Here is an 18,809-nt window from a genome sequence, read left to right on the forward strand (position 1 = left end):
CGGCAGGCAGGCTGTACCACTCGGGCATTCCCATGCGATGTACCGGCCGCAGGACAACGTCAGCACGACTACCAGAGGATTGAGGAATTGGTGCAGAAGCGGAAGCTGATCGAAGTGGCTCTGCCACTGGAGGCGATCAACCGGGAATCGGCCCGGGAGAAGTCGATCCGCCACGGTCACCCGTCGACTCTGCACCTGTGGTGGGCACGCCGACCGCTCGCTGCGGCCCGCGCTGTGCTCTTCGCCCAACTGGTGGATGATCCGTCCGCACGCCCCGAGGAGTTCCCGACCGAGGAGCTTCAGCGGAAGGAACGCGAGCGGCTACACAAGCTGATCGAACGACTCGTTGTCTGGGAGAACGTGCGCGACGAGAAGCTGCTCGCCGAAGCGCACGCCGAAATTCTCAAGTCGACCGATGGAAACCCGCCGCCAATACTCGATCCGTTTGCTGGGGGCGGGACCATCCCGCTCGAGGCGCAGAGGCTCGGGCTGGAGGCGCATGCCTCGGACCTCAACCCGGTCGCGGTGCTCATCAACAAGGCTCTGATCGAGATTCCGCCAAAGTTCCGCGACCAGCCTCCGGTTTTCCCGGGGTTGATCGAGTCCGGTGGCCTCCGAACTTCTTGGAAAGGTGCGGAAGGGCTTGCTGCCGATGTGCGCGCGTACGGGCAGTGGATGCGTGACCGCGCAGCGGAGCGCATCGGGCACTTGTACCCGGAAGCGACTCTTTCCGACGGAACGAAGGCCACCGTCATCGCGTGGATCTGGGCACGCACGGTCACTTGCCCGAACCCCGCATGTGGAATCGAAATGCCGCTGGTCCGCTCGTGGTGGCTGGGAAAGAAAAAGGGGAAGGAAGCCTATGTCGTTCCTGGTGTCGCCGCCGATCCGACCCAGCGATCCGGACGGCGCGTAAATTTCGAAATCAGAAATAGCCCAGCTGGCGCACCGACCAAAATCAGCGATGGAACTATGAACCGCGGTAACGCGACCTGTGTAGCTTGTAGTTCAATAGCTGACAACCAGTACATCCGTTCTCAGGCGACGAGTGCAGGTCTCAGCCAACAGTTGATGGCTGTCGTGGCGGAAGGAGTACGTCAGCGACACTACCTTGCACCCGATTCCCGCCATATAGAGTCAGCGACTATCGAACGGCCGAACGATGTGCCGGATCAGTTCGTGCCAACACCGAATCATGATGTCGACAGACTCCCAATGTATGGAATGCCACGCTGGTCAGATGCTTTCACTGACCGCCAACTGGTTGCGCTTACCACTTTTAGTGACCTGATCTCAGAGGCTCACAACAGAATGATCTCGGATGGCAGTTCTTATGAGTATGCCGATGCTGTAGCCACCCTTCTTGGATTTGGCATATCGAAGGCCGCCGACTATCATAACGCTCTCTGTTCTTGGAGGTCGGATGTCAAGAACGAAGGTATTGGCCATCTATTTGCTCGGCAGGCGATCCCAATGGTCTGGGACTTCTGCGAGGCAAACCCGTTTTCCCAGTCGTCGGGAAATATGCGGGACCAGTGGACATGGATTGCCAAAGCACTGGATCATCTGGCTCCACGGGCACCAGGAAACGTCATACAGAGCGACGCGGCCAGCCGAAGTTACGACGGGCTACTGATTGCGACGGATCCTCCATACTACGACAACATTGGGTACTCAGACCTATCCGACTTCTTTTACGTATGGCTCCGCCGTTCACTACGCTCAATCCATCCAAATCTACTATCGACGATTCTGGTTCCAAAATCTGAAGAATTGGTCGCCAACTCATACAGGCATGGCGGCAAGAAAGGCGCACATGAGTTTTTCGAAAATGGATTCCGGGCGGTATTCGCACGCGCCCGAGAATCAGCGCAGCCAGACTTCCCCATAACTATCTGGTACGCCTTCAAGCAGAGCGAAAGTGATGCTGAGGGCGCAGCTTCGACAGGGTGGGAGACCCTTCTTGAAGGTATGATTCGTGCCGGGTGGGAGATCACGTCTACATGGCCGAACCGATCGGAGCTCGGCAATCGAATGATCGCCAGCGGAACAAACGCCCTGGCATCAGCTATCGTCCTATCGCTTCGCCCGCGTGCAACAGACTCACCTGCAACCGATCGTCGAGGATTCATCGCCGCACTTGAAACCGAGCTGCCGGAGGCCTTGCGCAAACTGCAGCAAGGCCAGATCGCACCGGTCGATTTGCCGCAGGCAGCAATTGGACCGGGAATGGCGGTGTTCAGCCGATATAGTGCGGTCCTTGAGCCGGATGGCAAGAAGATGACAGTGCGGTCGGCTTTGGCGCGGATCAACGAGAGCCTCGATCAAGTACTGAACGAGCAAGAAGGCGACTTCGACACCGGCAGCCGATTTGCTCTCGCCTGGTACCGCCAGCGCGGCTACGGCGTCGGTAAGTTCGGTGACGCCGACAACCTCGCCCGAGCCCGCAATACCAGCGTCGAGGTCATGGACCGCAGCGGCATCCTGACCAGTCGCGCGGGCAACGTCCAGCTCATCAAACCCACCGACTTCCCATGGCACTATGACGTACTCGCCGACACCCACACCAGCAACTGGGAAGCCCTGCACCACCTGATCAAGGTCCTCGAACGCGACGGCGTCGCCTCCGCGGGAGACTTCCTCTCCACTGCCCTGAGCCGCCCCGGAAGCGAAATCGACGCGGACCTGGTGAAGGAACTGGCCCACCTGCTGTTCCGCATCGCCGAGGGCAACGGCTGGACCAAAGATGCGCTCAGCTTCAACACCCTGGTCACGAGCTGGCCGGAGATCCTGGAGGTAGCGCGGACGCCGAAGCAGCGGAGTACCGAAGAACCCCAGGGGGCCTTCAATTTCGACGGGGATGTCGACTGATGCCGAAAACCCTCACCGCCCATGAACATCCGCTGTGCAAGGTGTTCTCCAGCGACTACGAGTTCACTATCCCTTCCTACCAGCGTCCCTACAGGTGGGGTACAGACCAGGCCTTGCAGCTCCTCGACGATCTCGAGGAAGCCCTCAGACGCGACATCGATGAGCCCTACTTCCTCGGCTCCGTAGTCCTGGTGCAACAGTCGGAGGCCCAGTTCGATGTCATCGATGGCCAGCAGCGCCTAACCACCTTGAGCATCCTGTTCGCGGTACTGCGGGACCTGTCCTCAGGACGCTTCTCCGAGGATCTGAGCGACCTGGTTATGGAGCCAGGGAACGAACTTCGGGGAATCGCCTCCAAACCGCGCCTCACGATGCGCCGGCAGGATCGCCGATTCTTCGAAAAGTACGTGCAGGAACCGGACAACATCTCCACACTCATCAGGCTCTCGGATCAGACGGTCGAAAGCGAACCCCAGCGGGCCATGCGGGATAATGCCGCCGCGCTGCACGCCCGTCTCGAGTCATGGAGCGATAGGCGGCGCAAATCCCTCGCCACACTCATGAGCAACCGCACCTTCCTGGTGATCGTGAGCACTCCCGACCTGGGCAGCGCGCATCGAATCTTCAGCGTGATGAACGCACGCGGCCTCGATCTCGCCCCCACCGATATATTCAAATCCGATGTCATCGGTGTCTTAGATGAAAACTCTGGCTATGCCGAGCAATGGGAGTATGTCGAAGAATCCCTCGGCAGCGATGGTTTCACCGAGCTGTTCCAGGACATCCGGACCATCGTCAACGGGAAGCGCGCGCAACGGGAACTGCTCAAAGAGTTTCCCGATCAGGTGCTCGGTCCGTATCTGCAATCCGGCCGTGCCGCTGCTTTCGTCGATGAGCTACTGCTGCCCTACAGCAAAGCCTTCGAACGCACCCTGGCCCGCGACTTCGGCCCCGGCGCGGAATGGCAACCTATCAACAACTGGCTGAAGCGGCTCAGCATGCTGGACAACAAGGACTGGCGTCCGCCGGCGCTCTGGGCGATCAAGGACCATGGCGACGACGCAGCGTTCCTCACGGCGTTCTTCCGCAAGCTGGAGCGGCTGGCAGCCGACTCACTGCTGCGCGGCGAGTACACCACTCCCCGTGTCCTCCGGTATCTCCGGCTCCTCGGCGAACTGCGCGGCGGTGCTGGCCTCGATGCCCCCTCGTTCCAACTCGGCGACGAGGAGAAGCGCATCGCGCGCGAGACACTGGACGGCGAAATCTACCGGAAGACGGACCGGGCTCGCTACGTCCTGCTGCGGCTCGACGAAATCCTCGCCAACGATCCCGGCGCGACCTATTCGCACAGCATCATCAGCATCGAACATGTCCTGCCCCAGAACCCGAAGCAGGACAGCCACTGGGTGAAAGACTTCACGCCGGAGCAGCGTGAATACTGGACTCACCGATTGGGGAACCTGCTGCTGCTCAACCGCCGGAAGAACAGCCAGGCCAGAAACTACGACTTCGCGGCAAAGAAGGCGAAGTACTTCACCACCTCCACAGGGTCGGCGGTTTTCGCGTTGACGACCCAGGTACTCGGCTATAACGAATGGACTCCTGCCGTCGTGAAAATGCGCCAGCAGGAACTTACGGATCTGCTGGTCCGCGAATGGGAGCTGGATTGATATGGGACTGAGCAACCGCGACCGGGTCGACCGGATGTTCCAAATAATGGCGCCGGCACTGGACGATTACATCTCCGAGGTGATCGGACAGGAAGACAAGGAACTGGGCGCCCGCTGGACAGATCTGGTCGAGAGCAAGGACCGGAAGAACGACGCTCCTCCGGGCAAAGCCTATGATCCCTTAGATCCGCAAGTACAGTTCCGGATGCTCACCGAAAATAGCATCACCACCGGTTACAAGGCTAAGTGGTATCCATTCAGTAAGGCACTGGGTCGCGCGGCAGCGACCTACGCGAACGAGCTGCGCGAGGTGCGGAACACCTGGGCGCACAACGGCGCTTTCAGTGATGACGATGCGTATCGAGCGCTGGACACCGGTGAACGGCTCCTCAAACTGATCGGTGCCCACGCTGAGGCCGATGAGGTCCGTGGTATCCGGCTGGCACTGCGACGTGTCACAGCGGACAAGGCAGACAAGAAGGTGCTGAAGGGTGTGGTCGATAACCCGGAAGCGGCTGGGTTGAAGCCCTGGCGCGAAGTGCTGCGGCCGCATGATGATGTCGCCACCGGTAACTTCCACGCTTCAGAATTCGCCGCGGACCTCTACAAGGTCTCGACCGGCGGAGAAACAGATTCCGACTATGCCGACCCCGTCGAATTCTTCAAGCGCACTTACCTGACTGAGGGACTGCGTGATCTCATCGGACGCGCGGTGCGGCGACTGTCCGGCGATGACAACGCGTCCCCTGTCGTCAATCTGCAAACGAACTTCGGTGGCGGGAAGACGCACTCGATGCTGTCCCTGTGGCATATCGCCGCAGGACTTCCGATCACGGCATTTCCCCAGGAGACGCAAGAACTACTGCACGCCAACGGGTACCAGGACACCGCAGTCAATCGCGTGGCGATCGTGGGCAATCACTTCAGCCCAGCGGGTGAAGTGAAGGACGACGACACCCGGGTCAACACCATCTGGGGTGAGCTGGCATGGCAGCTCGGCGGCGCCGAGGGCTACGCAGTGGTTGCCGAAGCGGATCGCGAGCGGACCCTTCCCGGCGATGCGCTACATAAACTCTTGGCCGCATACTCACCCGCGGTGATTCTGATCGATGAATGGGTGGCCTACGCTCGTGCCCTCGTCGGCAACGACCAGCTGGCCGGGGGCAAATTCGACGACCAGTTCACCTTCGCCCAGTCCCTCACCGAAGCGACGAAAGGCACTCCCGGTATTTTCCTCGCCATCTCCATTCCGGCATCGGAGCGCGGCGACGACCCGGCGGAGATAGTCGCGGGAAGCGCCGAAGAAGTAGGCGGCGCCCACGGCCTCGAGGCGTTGAAGCGTTTGCAGAACGCGGTGCGGCGCATAGCCGATCAGTGGCGGCCGGCGTCGTCCGACGAGGCGTACCATATCGTGAAGCAGCGGCTGTTCAACCAGCCCGATGCCGATGCGCTGGCAGCCATCGGCGAGACCGCTCGCACCTACGTCGAGATGTACCGCAAGTACACCGACGACTTTCCCCGCGAGGTCCGCGACCCAGCGTACGAGACCCGCATCAAACAGACCTATCCGATCCATCCGGAGATGTTCGACACCCTCTACGAAGAGTGGTCCTCACTCGATCGCTTCCAGCGGACCCGCGGTGTGCTCCGGCTGATGAGCACCATTATTCATGCTCTCTGGATCGGAGAAGACTCCGCTCCGCTCATCATGCCCGGATCGCTGCCTCTGGCCGCGGCGAACGTGAATGCCGAACTGACGCAATACCTTCAAGACTCCTGGAAGACCATCATCGACGCCGATGTCGATGGCGCGAACTCCGAACCGCACCGGATCGACAAGGAGAAACCGCTGTTCGGCCAGCGACATCTCACCAAACGCCTCGCCCGCACCGTGTTCTTCGGCGCCGCGCCCACCATTGCCCCCGGATCTATCCACAAAGGTATTGGCACCCAGCGCGTCTTCCTCGGCACCGCTATCCCCGGTGATGTCCCCGGCAACTTCCATGCCGCACTCACTCAGCTCGCCGATCGGGCCACATACTTCTACTCCGGGTCAGGGAAATACTGGTACGACGTACAGCCGAATATCACCCGCACCGCCAAGGACCAGGCCGAGCGTCTCCATAAGGAGGAAGTCTGGGCAGAAATCGTTCGGCGCCTGCAAGGTCAAGCCAGAACACGCGGCGACTTCTCCAGAGTGCACATCTGCCCCGAAAGCACCGCCGATATACCGGATACCGAAGAAGCTCGGCTCGTCATCCTGCATCCAAAGGTCTGCCACAAACGCGCCACCGGCTCTCTCGCAAAGAGCTTCGCGCACAAGACGACTGAACAACGTGGCACCGCAAACCGCACCCACCGAAATACTCTCGTCTACTTGGCCGCCGATGAAGCCCGGCTGGAAGAACTGGATAGCGCCACCCGCGATTACCTCGGCTGGAAGCACGTCCTCGACAACGAGGCCGACCTTGACCTGACCAACAACCAGAGGATCCAGGCGGCCCAACGCCAGGCGCAGGCCGATAAGACGGTCTCTTCGCGGCTGTTGCAGACATTCACCTGGGCACTCGTGCCAACCCAGCCCGAACCGAACGCGCCCTTCACAATCCGTGAAACCAAGGTAGAAGGCCAGTCCGACTCCTTAGCCGAACGAGTCTCCAGACGACTCGGCAACGACGGCGACCTCTCCACTCAACAAGCAGCAACAACCATCCGACTTGCCATAAACAAGGTGCCGGCCATCTGGAAGGACGGCCACGTCACCCTCGGAACGCTATGGGGCTTGTATACCGAATACCCGTATATGCCCCGTCTCCGAGACCGGAGCATCCTGGACGCTGGCATCCTAGACATCCCACTGATCTGGCAGACCGACGCATTTGCCCTCGCAACCGAATACGACGAGAAAGCGGGCCGCTACGTCGGCCTCTGGATTCCTGGCGACGCCAACTCCGCGCCCGCTCCCACTGACTCCCTCTTACTCGTACGCCCCGACCGTGCGGAGGAGCAACGCTTCGCCGAGACGACAACGGCAACGCCACCCAATGACAAGCCCGCTGCGGGATCTCTGACGAACACCAGCTCCAAGTCCCCTGAGCCCAAATCCGATGGTCCGCTCCCCAACCCCAAGACCCGCTTCTACGGGGTCAAAACGCTCAACACCGACAAGATCGCCATGGATTTCAAGAACATCGCTGAAGAAGTCATCGGCCATCTCCGCTCTGACACCACCCAACTCATCGTCCGCATCGAGATCGAAGCCATCACCGACACTACCGGCTTCGAGGAAGGCAAAATCCGTACGGTCTCCGAGAATGCCGACACCCTCAAGTTCGATCAGTCAGGCTTCGAAGAAGTATGAGCGACTGACCGGTGCAGATCGAGTACTCGATCCCGATTGCGGCTGGTGCTGAGGTTCGCCAGTAGTGCTGGCCAGCGAAGGGCATTGCGGAATGGGGTGAGATGTGATGAAAGTCCGGCGATATACACGTATCCGGTCACTGTCTGGCCTCTCGATCCAGATGCGCGTCACCAAGCTGCGACATATCTTCGGCCATGCCGTGTCGGCTCCGGCCTGATCGAACCAGGTCCCGGCAGTTCCTGATCTAGCGCACTTCGACTTCGGGGGCGCCATTGGCCGCGAACCACGATTCAAGTTCTGTCCCGTTGAGAATGTACGATGCTTCGACACCCACATCTATCGGTCCGAGAACTATTCCCTTGGAGCCTGCCACTACGCTGCCACCGAATCGGCAGTCCGAGAAATCCGTCCATCCGAACTGACATGCGCGGAGATCGGCGTCCCGCAGGTCGGCCCCAACGAAGCTAGCATCGCGAAGATTAGCTTCGTGGAAGTCAGCTCCCTGAAAAGACGCATCCTCGAAAACGGCCCCTTGCATATCTGCCGCATGGAACACCGAATTGACGGCATTGCATCCTCGGCCCTCTACTTTCCGAAGATCAGAGCGTGTCAAGTCAGCCGAGCTGATATTGGCCCCCATCAGCCACGCTCGATACATGTCAGCGTCAGCAGCACGAATATTGCGTAAATTGGCCTCATTGAAAGCCGCCTCTTGAAGTTCTAAACCGGAAAGGTCCGCTCCAGAGAAATTCATCCCATCAGCTGCAAGTAATGAATCTGCCGAAAGTTCGGTTGCAGGCTCCGCGGAAAGCCGGTCCAGGTATCGCTCAAGCCTCTCGCGTGCTGTTACTTCCAGCGGCCAAGAAATTACACTTCCACGAGACCGGCCATATACCTTGGTCATCGTCCCCAGACCACCTTTCCTTGCCAATTCGAGTTGTTGGCAACCAACTGCTCTAGATGCGCTCGTCGAGCAGGCGACATCCCGTCGGAATCCAGGAGAACTTTCTCGCCGGTCGCGATATCTTTGTCAATCATTCTAGTAAATGCTTCGTCCGACTGTGGGTTAGTGATCGGTTTACCTGCCTCCGGACGGTAACTCGGTTGGGAGTCAGGTGAACTCTTGACATCCCATCGTTGATTGGTGGAATCCACAAACTCGCCTTGATCCTCTCCGTTTGGTCCAGGTTGCGCTCTGGTGATTGGGCCGGGGATTGAACCGTCGTGTTCTGCCTGCAGTCCAACCTCAGCTTCGCGCTTGGACTGTGGGCTCGTAGCCCCGTTCTTCGCGGGATCCTTCGCCAACTCCTCGACTCGCCGTTGGTACTCGCTAGTCCCCGGGGTATTCGCTGAGTTCGATGGGCTGGCGGATTGGCCATCGTCGTCAGTCGCGATTTTGACCATCATGCCCGCGATGGAGGCCAGGGCCGCGTTGATGCCGTTCTGGGTGAGGTCGGGGATGGCGGTGAAGACGCCCGCTGCGGTTCCGGTGGCCACGACTGCGCCGAAGATGATCAGGATGCGGCTAATGGAGACGGTGTTGCGGATGATTCCGGCTGTGGTGGTGACGATTTCGGCGGTGACAGCGACACCGCCCGCAGCAGCGGGGGCGGCAGCAGTGCCCGCAGAGGCGACCGCGAGGATTCCCACGATGGCGACAGTGATGACGACGGCGCCTGCGAGTTCCTTCGCGGCGCTGGTGACGGCGGATTGGACATCACTGCGCATCGTGTCCAGGGCATCGTGATGGTCTTTCACCGGTCCGGCCAACGCGGTCGCCGCCTGCCACAGCAGTTCCGCAGCCCGCTGCAGGGTGGTCAGTTTCTCTTCGATGTCGCGGATATTCGGGTCACTGCTGCCGCTGAACTTCGCGTCGATGCCCTTGATGCGGTCCGCGGCTGTGGTGATGTTGGTGTTGTCGGCAAATGTTCGCCAGGCACCCGCCGCGATGCCGAGCTTGGTGACGTCACCGTTGGGGATCTTTCCGACTTGTTCGAGCAATCCGGTGATCGAGGTGTCGATTCCGGCACCGTTGGCGCCCTTGGCGGTGGTCGGCAGTGCCATGCCGGAGTCGTACAGCGGTTCGGACGGGGTGGGTCGGGGCGGCTCGGCGCCACTGCTGGTGGATCGGTTGGACTGCCACCAGTTGTAGCCGTTGGCGGCCAGCACATCTCCGAAACGTTGCAACGCATTGCACAGGGTCGCGGCGAAAGTGACGATGTCGCGAGCATTCTGGTCGTACGCGGTCGTCCACTGCTCGGACTTCTCGTGATCCCCTGCCATACCAGCGCAGTCGTGCACCAGCGCACGCTGCAGCGCCCCCAACGCAAGCGAGATGTCGCTGGCCAACGACTGGCATTTCTTCGCGGCATCGAAGTACATACCGGAGTCGATGACCCACGTGTCACCCACGGCTCACCCGCCCTGCAACATCTGCTTGTTCACATCGGCGGCCGTGCTGTAGCGCGTATGCGCCCTGCGGGCAGCGTCGCTGATCTCGCGGACCCCCTCGGTGAACTCGCGCGCTCCGGTCATCCATTGCTGATGCGCATCGGAATACGCTTGGGCGGCAACGCTTTCCCAACCAGTACCGGTCAGTGTCGCGACCTTGTCATCGATGTCGTCGAGATGATCGCTGATGAAACCGGAAAGCCCGGACAACCGGGCCACGATCCGATCGAGGTCATCGAGATTGACCGAGAACTCGCTCATGGCAAATCCAAACTCGAGGTGCTGGACGCGTTGCTCTCATCGCTGGCTTGATACGTATCGGCGGTGACACCGAGCTTCTCAGCCATCGCAGCGAGCGCGGTAATGATCTGACCGCCACCGTCGCGGACATCACTCCAGCCGTCGGCGAACTCCGACGCCAAACCACCGGTCCAACTGCCGTTGGCGACCGCATCCACGTCCGTGGCCGCGGAATCCAATGCCGTGCGCAGTGTTTCGGCCAACTCGTAGACGTATGTGCCGACCTCACGAACCTGCTCGGGCACCACCGAGAGCCACTGGCCCGAGGCTGACGTCCCCCCATCGCTCACGCTGCCGAATGCTACCGACCTCGTATGACAGTGTCGAACCCGAAGGTCCACCGGCTCGCGCACACCTTCGACGCCGTCGCACATCGACTCTCCGCGCAACACGCCGCTCAGAAAACCCTCGGAGGCAGGCTCGTCGGCGTGCTGCGGTTTGCGCGCGATCACCTCCGCGGAGCACCGCATTCGTCCAGCCATGATCCCTATCGTCCCGGCCCCATCCTGACAAGCCCAATGTCGCGATGGACCGTCTGCCGTCTCAACACCCTCAAATCCATGCTCGCGCAGAACTGCGGCAGTGGATCTGCGACCGCGACCGATGGTCATCGGTTACCACAGCTCGGATGCCGATATCAATGATATCATTGATTGCATGGCAAGCATCACGATTCGAGACTTGGACGATACGGTGAAGGAGCGTCTGCGCCGCCGCGCCGCAGCACACGGTCGCAGCATGGAGGCTGAAGCACGCGCGATCCTGTCCGACTCCGTACGACCGACGAACATTCTCCGCGACATCTATGACGCCACGCGGGAACTCCCCGACGGCCCCGATCTCGACATCCCCGAGCAGGAGCCCGCGCGGGTGATCGAGCTGTGATCGTCGCCGACACCAACGTCTTGTCGGAGATCATGCGGGCGAACCCCGACCGCCGCGTCGTCGCATGGATGTCGGCGCGTGAGGACATCACGATCACCGCGGTGACAGTTGGTGAGACCTGGGCCGGTATCCAGGTGATGCCGGAGGGGCGGCGGCGCAATGGGTTCGCCGAAGTGGCGCAGCGCCTGTTCGACGCCCACGCGGGCGAGATCCTCCCCTACGACGATCGGGCTGCGGTCGAGTACAGCCGGATCGTTGCCGACCGGCGTGCCATTGGCCGCCCCACCGGGCAAGCCGATGCCATGATCGCGGGAATCTGCCTCGCGAACGGCTGCGACCTCGCCACGCGGAACGTGAAAGATTTCGCCGACATTGGATTGACGATCGTAAATCCTTGGGAGTGAACGTATTACAGCCCCGATACGAACGAATGCGACCAATCACTTACCAGAGGCGACCTCTTGTTCAGCTGGACGCACGAATGCATGAAATGAACGCTGGGCCGATCGAGTTCTGCGAATCTGTAGGGCCGCGAGATCTGCTTCAGCGGTCCTTCTCAGAGCCTCCCCGAGGACACTTCAGGTCAGCAGATCCCGCCGATCTCGCCCCAGATCAGTTCGCCGTCAGGCGACGCGACGCCGCCTCGATGCGTTCATCGGAGGCGGTCAGCGCGATGCGCACGTACTCCCCGGCGCCCGGTCCGTAGAAGTCACCCGGTGCGGCGAGGATGCCGCGCTCGGCCAACCAGTCCAGAGTGGTGCGGCACGGCTCGCCCCTGGTGGACCACAGGTAGAGGCCCGCCTCGGAGTGATCGATGCGGAAACCTGCATCCTGCAAGGCCTTTCGCAGCACCTCGCGACGGGCACGGTAGCGCTCACGCTGCCGTGCCTCGTGGGCGTCGTCGCCGAGTGCGGCGGTCATGGCCGCCTGGATCGGGAACGGCACCATCATGCCGGAATGTTTGCGCACCTCCAGCAATTCGGCGACGAGTTCCGCATCGCCGGCCACAAATCCGGCACGGTAGCTGGCCAGGTTGGAGGTCTTCGACAGTGAATGCACCGCGAGCAGGCCGGTGTGGTCGCCGTCGCATACCTCGGGGTCGAGGATGGAGGCGGCCCGACCAGTCGACACTTCCCAGGCCAGGCCGAGGTAGCACTCATCGGAGGCCACGATCGCCCCACGCTCACGCGCGAACTGCACCACCTTGCGCAGATGCTCGACACCGAGCACCTTCCCCGTCGGGTTCGACGGGGAGTTCACATAGGTAAGGGCAGGCGACTGCGGACCCAGCTGGGTGAGGCCGTCCGCCCGCACCACCTGGGCACCGGCGAGCAGCGCACCCACCTCATACGTCGGATACGCGACCTCCGGGATAACGACCAGATCGTCCGCGCCGAGGCCGAGCAGCCGCGGCAGCCCGGCGATCAGTTCCTTGGTGCCGATCACCGGCAGCACCGCGGTCGGGTCGAGGCCGATGATCCCGTAGCGCCGCTTCAGTGCGTCGACCGCCGCGACCCGCAGTTCGGGCGTGCCGTGCGTGGTCGGATAGCCGGGCACCTCGGCGACCGAACTCAGTGCCGCGCGGATCAGCGGGTCCACCGGATCGACCGGAGTGCCGACCGACAGGTCGACGATCCCGTCCGGATGCGCCGCGGCCTTCGCCTTCACCGCCGCGATGGTGTCCCAGGGGAAATCCGGCAGCACAGCGCTGGCTCGGCGACGCGATGACACAGAACTCACTCAGTACCCATTACTCATTCGGTCGCCATCGGCGGAAGCTCTTTGATGAATGGCGGGTCGTAGTCCACCTTGCCGACCTTCGTCGCACCGCCGGGCGAACCCAGCTCGTCGAAGAAGTCGACATTGGCGTTCACGTATCCGCTCCACTGGTCCGGGGTGTCGTCTTCGTAGAAGATCGCCTCCACCGGGCACACCGGCTCACATGCACCACAGTCCACGCACTCGTCGGGATGGATGTACAGCATGCGACCGCCCTCGTAGATGCAGTCCACGGGGCATTCTTCGATGCATGCCTTGTCCTTCACGTCAACGCACGGTTCAGCGATGATGTACGGCACTGCCGCTCTCCTAGTCTGTCCTCACGGGGATAGTCCGCCCTGCGTCACACTATCCCGACAGCCCAGGTTACTCCGGGTCAGCCTGCCCTAACCAACTTGGTCCCGCGTGCCGCTCGCTGGATTCGAAACACCCATGGCATCCGGGCCTTTACGAATCCGCCGAGCGCGGCGACCGGGAATCCGATCCCGACCCGATGCCGCTAGCCCACCGTCAGTGGCAGCGCCGCGGCGATCTTCCGTGGTGGTACCCCATAGGTGGTGGTGCGTTCGCGCACCGGTCGGCCGATGCCCTCGGCGACTTCGGCGAGTTCGGCGACGGTCTTGGCGGAGCCGTGTTGGGATCCGGCCATGCGGGAGATGGTCTCCTCCATCAAGGTACCGCCGAGGTCGTTGGCACCGCCGTTGAGCATTGTGCGGGTGCCCGCCGTGCCGAGTTTCACCCAGCTGGTCTGAATGTTATCGATGCGGCCGTGCAACATGATCCGCGCGAGCGCGTGCGCCGCGCGGTTGTCCCGAATAGTCGGGCCCGGTCGCGCCGCACCGGCCAGGTACAGCGGTGCGCTCTGATGCACGAACGGCAACAGCACGAATTCGGTGAAACCGCCTGTCTCGTCCTGGATTCCGCGCAGCACCCGCAGATGTCCGACCCAGTGCTTCGGATTGTCCACGTGGCCGTACATCATCGTGGAACTCGAACGCACGCCGACCTGATGTGCGGTGGTGATCACCTCGACCCATGCCGAGGTCGGCAGTTTGCCCTTGGTGAGTACCCAGCGCACCTCATCGTCGAGGATCTCCGCGGCCGTCCCGGGAATCGTGTCCAGCCCGGCTTCCTTCAGTGCGACCAGCCAGTCGCGGACGCTCTGCCCGCCACGGGAGGCGCCGTTCACAATCTCCATCGGGCTGAACGCGTGCACATGCATCGATGGCACCCGCTGTTTGATCGCGCGGATCAGATCGGCATAGCCGGTGACCGGGAGGTCCGGATCGATGCCGCCCTGCATGCAGATTTCGGTCGCGCCATCGACATGCGCCTCCCAGGCGCGGTCGGCGACCTCGTCCGTGCTCAGGGTGAACGCGTCGGCATCGCCCTTGCGCTGGGCGAATGCGCAGAAGCGGCAGCCGGTGTAGCAGATATTGGTGAAGTTGATATTCCGGTTCACCACGTAGGTGACATCGTCGCCGTTGACATCGCGGCGCAGTTGGTCGGCGAGTGCGGCCACCGCATCCATTGCCGGGCCCTCCGCCGTTGCCAGCGCGAGGTATTCGGCGTCGGTGAGCCCAGCCGGATCGTTTTCGGCGGCGCGCAGGGCGGCGAGCACATCGGAATCGAGCCGCTCGGGTGCCGCGACGGCGAGGTCACGGGCCTGTTCGCGAATAGTGTCCCAGTCACCGAAAGCTCCGACGACATCCTGGCCGAGCGCGGAATCGCTGCGGCTCTCGGTGTTTCGGCCCTCGGTATCGATCGAGGTGTTGAGGTCGATGCGGCCCTCGGATTCCCACGACTCGTCGGGTTCCTGCCACGGCAGGCCGACCGGAATCACATCCGGATTCGCCAGACCGGTCTTCGGGTCGGTGAGCGCGGCGACGTGGGCGCCGATGCGCGGATCGACCCACGGGTTGCCAGCGCGCACATATTTCGGATGCGCCGAAGTGCGTTCGACGAGTTGGTAGCCTGCGGCCTCGGTGATTTCGCGCAACGTATCGAGGTTCGGCCAGGGCCGCTCCGGATTAACGTGGTCAGGGGTGACCGGCGAAACACCGCCCCAGTCATCGATGCCCGCATCGATGAGGGCCTGGCATTGCTCGTGCGACACCAGATTCGGCGGCGCCTGCACCGGAACGTCGGGGCCGAGCAGCAGCCGAGTGACCGCGATGGTGGCCCGGAACTCCTCCATGCCCGCGTCCGGAACATCGCGCATGGCGGTGTCGTGCTTGGCGCGGAAGTTCTGGATGATCACTTCCTGGATATGCCCGAATGCCTTGTGCTGCTTACGAATCGCCATGATCGACTCGGCGCGCTCGGTCAGCGTTTCGCCGATGCCGACCAGAATGCCGGTGGTGTAGGGCACCGAAAGCCGACCGGCGTCGGTAATGGCGCGCAGCCGCACCGTCGGATCCTTATCCGGACTTCCGTAGTGGCAGCTGCCCTTTTCGGTGAACAGCCGGGTGGCGGTGGTCTCGAGCATCATGCCCATGGACTGCGCAACCGGCTTGAGCCGCGAGATCTCCGCCCAGCTCATGACGCCCGGATTCAGATGCGGCAGGAGACCGGTCTCCTCGAGCACCATGATCGAGACGGCGCGCAAGTAGTCCAGTGTGGAGTCGTAGCCGCGTTCGTCGAGCCACTGCGCGGCCTCCGGCCACCGGTCCTCGGGCCGGTCACCGAGAGTGAACAGGGCCTCCTTGCAGCCGAGCTCGGCACCGTGACGCGCGATCTCCAGCACCTCGTCGGGCTCCAGGAACATGCCCTTGCCCTCGGCGCGCAACTTGCCCGGCACCGTGACGAAGGTGCAGTAGTGGCATTTGTCGCGGCAGAGCTTGGTCAGCGGGATGAAGACATTGCGCGAATAACTGATGGTCTGGGGCCGACCCGCCGATTCCAGTCCGGCATCGCGCACCCGGGCGGCGCTGCTACACAGGTCGACGAGATCGTCACCGCGTGCGTGCAGCAATACGGCCGCCTCGTCCACATTCAGTGTCACACCGTCGCGGGCCCGGCGCAGCGCGCGGCGCATTGCCGACGGCGTTGGCGGTACGGGCGGGATGCTCGGGGTCGCTAGCTCGGTCACGCCCTCGATCATGCGCTACACATCCTGGGCTGTCTCCCTTCAGTGCTTGTGAGCGGTGATAACTATCGGGTTTCGCCCAGTATTCCGGGACGCCGGGGCGGAATCGTTCTCGTGCAGGTCGGTGGGTTGGGGGTGCAGCCAGGACGTGGAACCATGGCTAGCATGTCGCAGCCGCGCACGATCATGTCCGATCCGGCCTGGCGTCCAAGCCCCAAGGCCAAGCTGTTGTGGACGATTCAGGCCGTGCTGGGGTGGGCGCTTCCCATCGTGGCACTGATCGTCTGGGTTGTCGTGGACTCCAGGCATCGCGGTGCGCAACTGATGGTGTCCGCGGTGGGGCTCGCGCTCGCGGCGGTGAGTATCGGGGTGGTGCCGCTGTGGCGGTACGCGGTGCATCGGTGGGAGGTGACCGATGAGGCGGTGTACACCCGGGTCGGCTGGTTGACGGTGGAGAGCCGGGTGGCGCCCATCTCCCGGGTGCAGACCGTCGATACCGAGCGCGGGCCGCTGGAGCGATTCCTGGGGTTGGCGACGGTGACCGTGACGACCGCGTCCTCGGCCGGCGCGGTACGAATCTCCGCACTCGATCTGCCGGTCGCCGAACAGACCGTCACGCGGTTGACCGAAATCGCCGCACTGCACCGCGGGGATGCGACGTGAGCAGGTATCTACCGGAGACCGCCGTCGCACCGGAGCCGGAACGGCCGTGGTTGCGGCTGGATAAACGAATGTTGTTGGTACACCCCGTCAACGAGGTCGTGAAGTTCATCCCGGTGCTGATCGGGTCGGTGATCCTCGGCACCAATACCGGTAACCATCTGTGGGGGCTCATCGCATTGGCCGCGATCGTCGGCTTCGCGCTGACGCGCTGGTTCACCACCACCTATCGAGTCGGGCCGACCCATGTCGAGTTGCGGACCGGGTTGATACAGCGCAAGAAGCTATCGGTACCGCGGTCACGAATCCGGTCGGTCGATATCGAGGCCGACCTGTTGCATCGCGTGCTCGGGCTCGCGGTATTGGCGATCGGGACGGGGCAGCATGCGAATTCGGGTGAGAAATTCAAGCTCGACGCATTGGACGCGGATGCGGTGCCGGGATTACGGGCTGCGCTGCTCGCGCACACCGCGCTCGACGCTGCACCGGAATCCGCTGCTGGCCAACAGATTCCACTCGAGGACCCGCATCGGACAGCACTGCCGACGTCCCGGGAGATCGGTCACTGGCAGGCGAGCTGGGTGCGTTACGCGCCGCTGTCGCTGACCGGCTTCGCGATCATCGCGCCCATTGTCGGTGTGGCATTTCAGTACGGGTTCGGCGAGATCGTGTTCAGTTCGGACGCGGTGCACAGTATCGAGGACAGTAGCGTGGTGCTGATCGCCGTCGCCATCGCACTGCTGGTCGTCGCCATCGTGGTGATCGTCAGTCTCGCGGCCTGCACACGTTATCTGACAACGTATTTCGGGCTGCGGGTGCTCGACGACGACCGCACGTTGCACCTGCGCCACGGACTGTTCACGACCAGACAGATCACCCTGGATCTGGCTCGTTTCCGGGGCGCGACCGTCAACGAGCCGCTGCTGCTGCGCCTGGCCGGTGCCGCCGAACTCGAAGCTATCATGACCGGCCAGAGCCCGCGCCAGAAAATCCTGCCCCAGGCACCGCGTTCCGCGATCGAACGCACCCTCGCGGAATTGCTGGCACCCCGGGGTGTCAGGCATGCCGGTGATGCGACGGTGCACATCCCACCCCGGGGCACCGGGCAGACCGGCGACGCATCGGCCGGCACCCCATCCCAGGGCGCCCGCCAGACCGGTAACACAGCAGCGCGCACCGCGACCCGAGGCGCCCGCCATGCCGGTGATGCACTGGTGAGCACCGCACCGCTGATCGCGCATGGCCCGGCCGCGCGCCGCCGCCGGTACACCCGCGCGCTGAGCCCGATCCTGATCCTCGCCGCCGCAATGTTGACCAGCGCCCTTGCCGGAGTTGACTTTTCGCCATGGTGGTGGCTGCTTCCCGCACTGACCGCACCGCTGGCCGCCGCGCTGGCCGCCGATCGCTACCGCGGCCTCGGGCACGCCGTACTACCAGCCGGCGATGGCAGTCCGCCCTGGCTCATCACCCGTTCCGGCTCGCTCGACCGCGACCGCGACTGCTTGGAGGCACCCGGCATCATCGGTTGGACGGTCCGCCAATCCTTTTGGCAGCGACGCTCCGGCATCGCCACCGTCGTGGCCGCCACCGCAGCCGGTAAGAAGCGTTACCTCGTCGTCGACATCACACTCGAACAGGCCTGGGACCTCATCGAATCGGCAACCCCCGGCCGTCTCGGCACCCGCTGACCGATGCGGCTCCGCCGCACCGGGCCGCACACACATCCAACGCCACCTCGGTGGAA

Annotated in this window: 14 protein-coding genes; 7 read left to right on the forward strand and 7 right to left on the reverse strand. The window is 62.7% G+C overall.

Annotation, left to right across the window (positions count from 1 at the left end; genetic code table 11):
• Positions 1–87 precede the first annotated feature (87 nt).
• The 3 genes from ACW2Q0_RS08375 to ACW2Q0_RS08385 are packed head-to-tail and all read left to right on the forward strand — an operon-like array spanning position 88 to position 7,902.
• Entirely contained in the window at positions 88–2,871 is a 2,784-nt protein-coding gene (locus ACW2Q0_RS08375) for a DUF1156 domain-containing protein (protein ID WP_457187902.1), read from the forward strand.
• Positions 2,871–4,541, forward strand: coding sequence for a DUF262 domain-containing protein (locus ACW2Q0_RS08380; protein ID WP_457187904.1), 1,671 nt, complete (start codon positions 2,871–2,873; stop codon positions 4,539–4,541). Before ACW2Q0_RS08375 ends, ACW2Q0_RS08380 begins: the two co-directional genes overlap by 1 nt.
• 1 nt (position 4,542) lies before the next feature.
• A complete protein-coding gene (locus ACW2Q0_RS08385; RefSeq protein WP_457187906.1) occupies positions 4,543–7,902 on the forward strand; it encodes a Swt1 family HEPN domain-containing protein in 3,360 nt (1,119 codons plus the stop codon).
• Between the two features lie 244 nt (positions 7,903–8,146).
• Here ACW2Q0_RS08385 and ACW2Q0_RS08390 read toward each other — a convergent pair whose 3' ends face one another.
• Genes ACW2Q0_RS08390 through ACW2Q0_RS08405 form a run of 4 tightly spaced genes read right to left on the reverse strand, consistent with a single transcriptional unit; the run spans position 8,147 to position 10,943 of the window.
• A complete protein-coding gene (locus ACW2Q0_RS08390; protein ID WP_457187908.1) occupies positions 8,147–8,806 on the reverse strand; it encodes a pentapeptide repeat-containing protein in 660 nt (219 codons plus the stop codon).
• Positions 8,803–10,314, reverse strand: a complete 1,512-nt coding sequence (locus ACW2Q0_RS08395; protein WP_457187910.1) for a hypothetical protein — start codon at positions 10,312–10,314, stop codon at positions 8,803–8,805. Before ACW2Q0_RS08395 ends, ACW2Q0_RS08390 begins: the two co-directional genes overlap by 4 nt.
• 3 nt (positions 10,315–10,317) lie before the next feature.
• Positions 10,318–10,614: a WXG100 family type VII secretion target gene (locus ACW2Q0_RS08400; RefSeq protein WP_457187912.1), complete on the reverse strand. Its 297-nt coding sequence runs from the start codon at positions 10,612–10,614 to the stop codon at positions 10,318–10,320.
• Positions 10,611–10,943 (reverse strand): type VII secretion target, encoded by a 333-nt coding sequence (locus ACW2Q0_RS08405; RefSeq protein WP_457187914.1) that lies wholly within the window; start codon positions 10,941–10,943, stop codon positions 10,611–10,613. The genes ACW2Q0_RS08400 and ACW2Q0_RS08405 overlap by 4 nt, the downstream gene beginning before the upstream one ends.
• Before the next feature lie 292 nt (positions 10,944–11,235).
• Here ACW2Q0_RS08405 and ACW2Q0_RS08410 point away from each other — a divergent pair, with 292 nt between their 5' ends.
• Together ACW2Q0_RS08410 and ACW2Q0_RS08415 are read left to right on the forward strand one after the other, a co-directional pair.
• Positions 11,236–11,538, forward strand: a complete 303-nt coding sequence (locus ACW2Q0_RS08410) for a FitA-like ribbon-helix-helix domain-containing protein (RefSeq protein ID WP_457187916.1) — start codon at positions 11,236–11,238, stop codon at positions 11,536–11,538.
• On the forward strand, positions 11,535–11,942 hold the full coding sequence (locus ACW2Q0_RS08415) for a PIN domain-containing protein (RefSeq protein ID WP_457187918.1): 408 nt from the start codon (positions 11,535–11,537) through the stop codon (positions 11,940–11,942). Before ACW2Q0_RS08410 ends, ACW2Q0_RS08415 begins: the two co-directional genes overlap by 4 nt.
• 208 nt (positions 11,943–12,150) lie before the next feature.
• Here the strand turns inward: ACW2Q0_RS08415 and dapC are convergent, their stop codons facing one another.
• From dapC to ACW2Q0_RS08430, 3 genes are all read right to left on the reverse strand, one after another.
• Positions 12,151–13,278, reverse strand: a complete 1,128-nt coding sequence (dapC, locus tag ACW2Q0_RS08420; RefSeq protein WP_457187920.1) for a succinyldiaminopimelate transaminase — start codon at positions 13,276–13,278, stop codon at positions 12,151–12,153.
• Positions 13,279–13,292: 14 nt separating this feature from the next.
• Positions 13,293–13,616, reverse strand: a complete 324-nt coding sequence (fdxA, locus tag ACW2Q0_RS08425) for a ferredoxin (protein WP_040695137.1) — start codon at positions 13,614–13,616, stop codon at positions 13,293–13,295.
• Between the two features lie 200 nt (positions 13,617–13,816).
• Positions 13,817–16,420, reverse strand: a complete 2,604-nt coding sequence (locus ACW2Q0_RS08430; RefSeq protein ID WP_457187922.1) for a bifunctional FO biosynthesis protein CofGH — start codon at positions 16,418–16,420, stop codon at positions 13,817–13,819.
• A 150-nt stretch (positions 16,421–16,570) separates the two neighbouring features.
• Here ACW2Q0_RS08430 and ACW2Q0_RS08435 point away from each other — a divergent pair, with 150 nt between their 5' ends.
• Together ACW2Q0_RS08435 and ACW2Q0_RS08440 are read left to right on the forward strand one after the other, a co-directional pair.
• Entirely contained in the window at positions 16,571–17,068 is a 498-nt protein-coding gene (locus tag ACW2Q0_RS08435) for a PH domain-containing protein (RefSeq protein WP_457187924.1), read from the forward strand.
• A 68-nt stretch (positions 17,069–17,136) separates the two neighbouring features.
• Positions 17,137–18,753: a PH domain-containing protein gene (locus tag ACW2Q0_RS08440; protein ID WP_457188298.1), complete on the forward strand. Its 1,617-nt coding sequence runs from the start codon at positions 17,137–17,139 to the stop codon at positions 18,751–18,753.
• Positions 18,754–18,809 lie beyond the last annotated feature (56 nt).

The sequence above is a fragment of the Nocardia citri genome, from assembly GCF_054065835.1.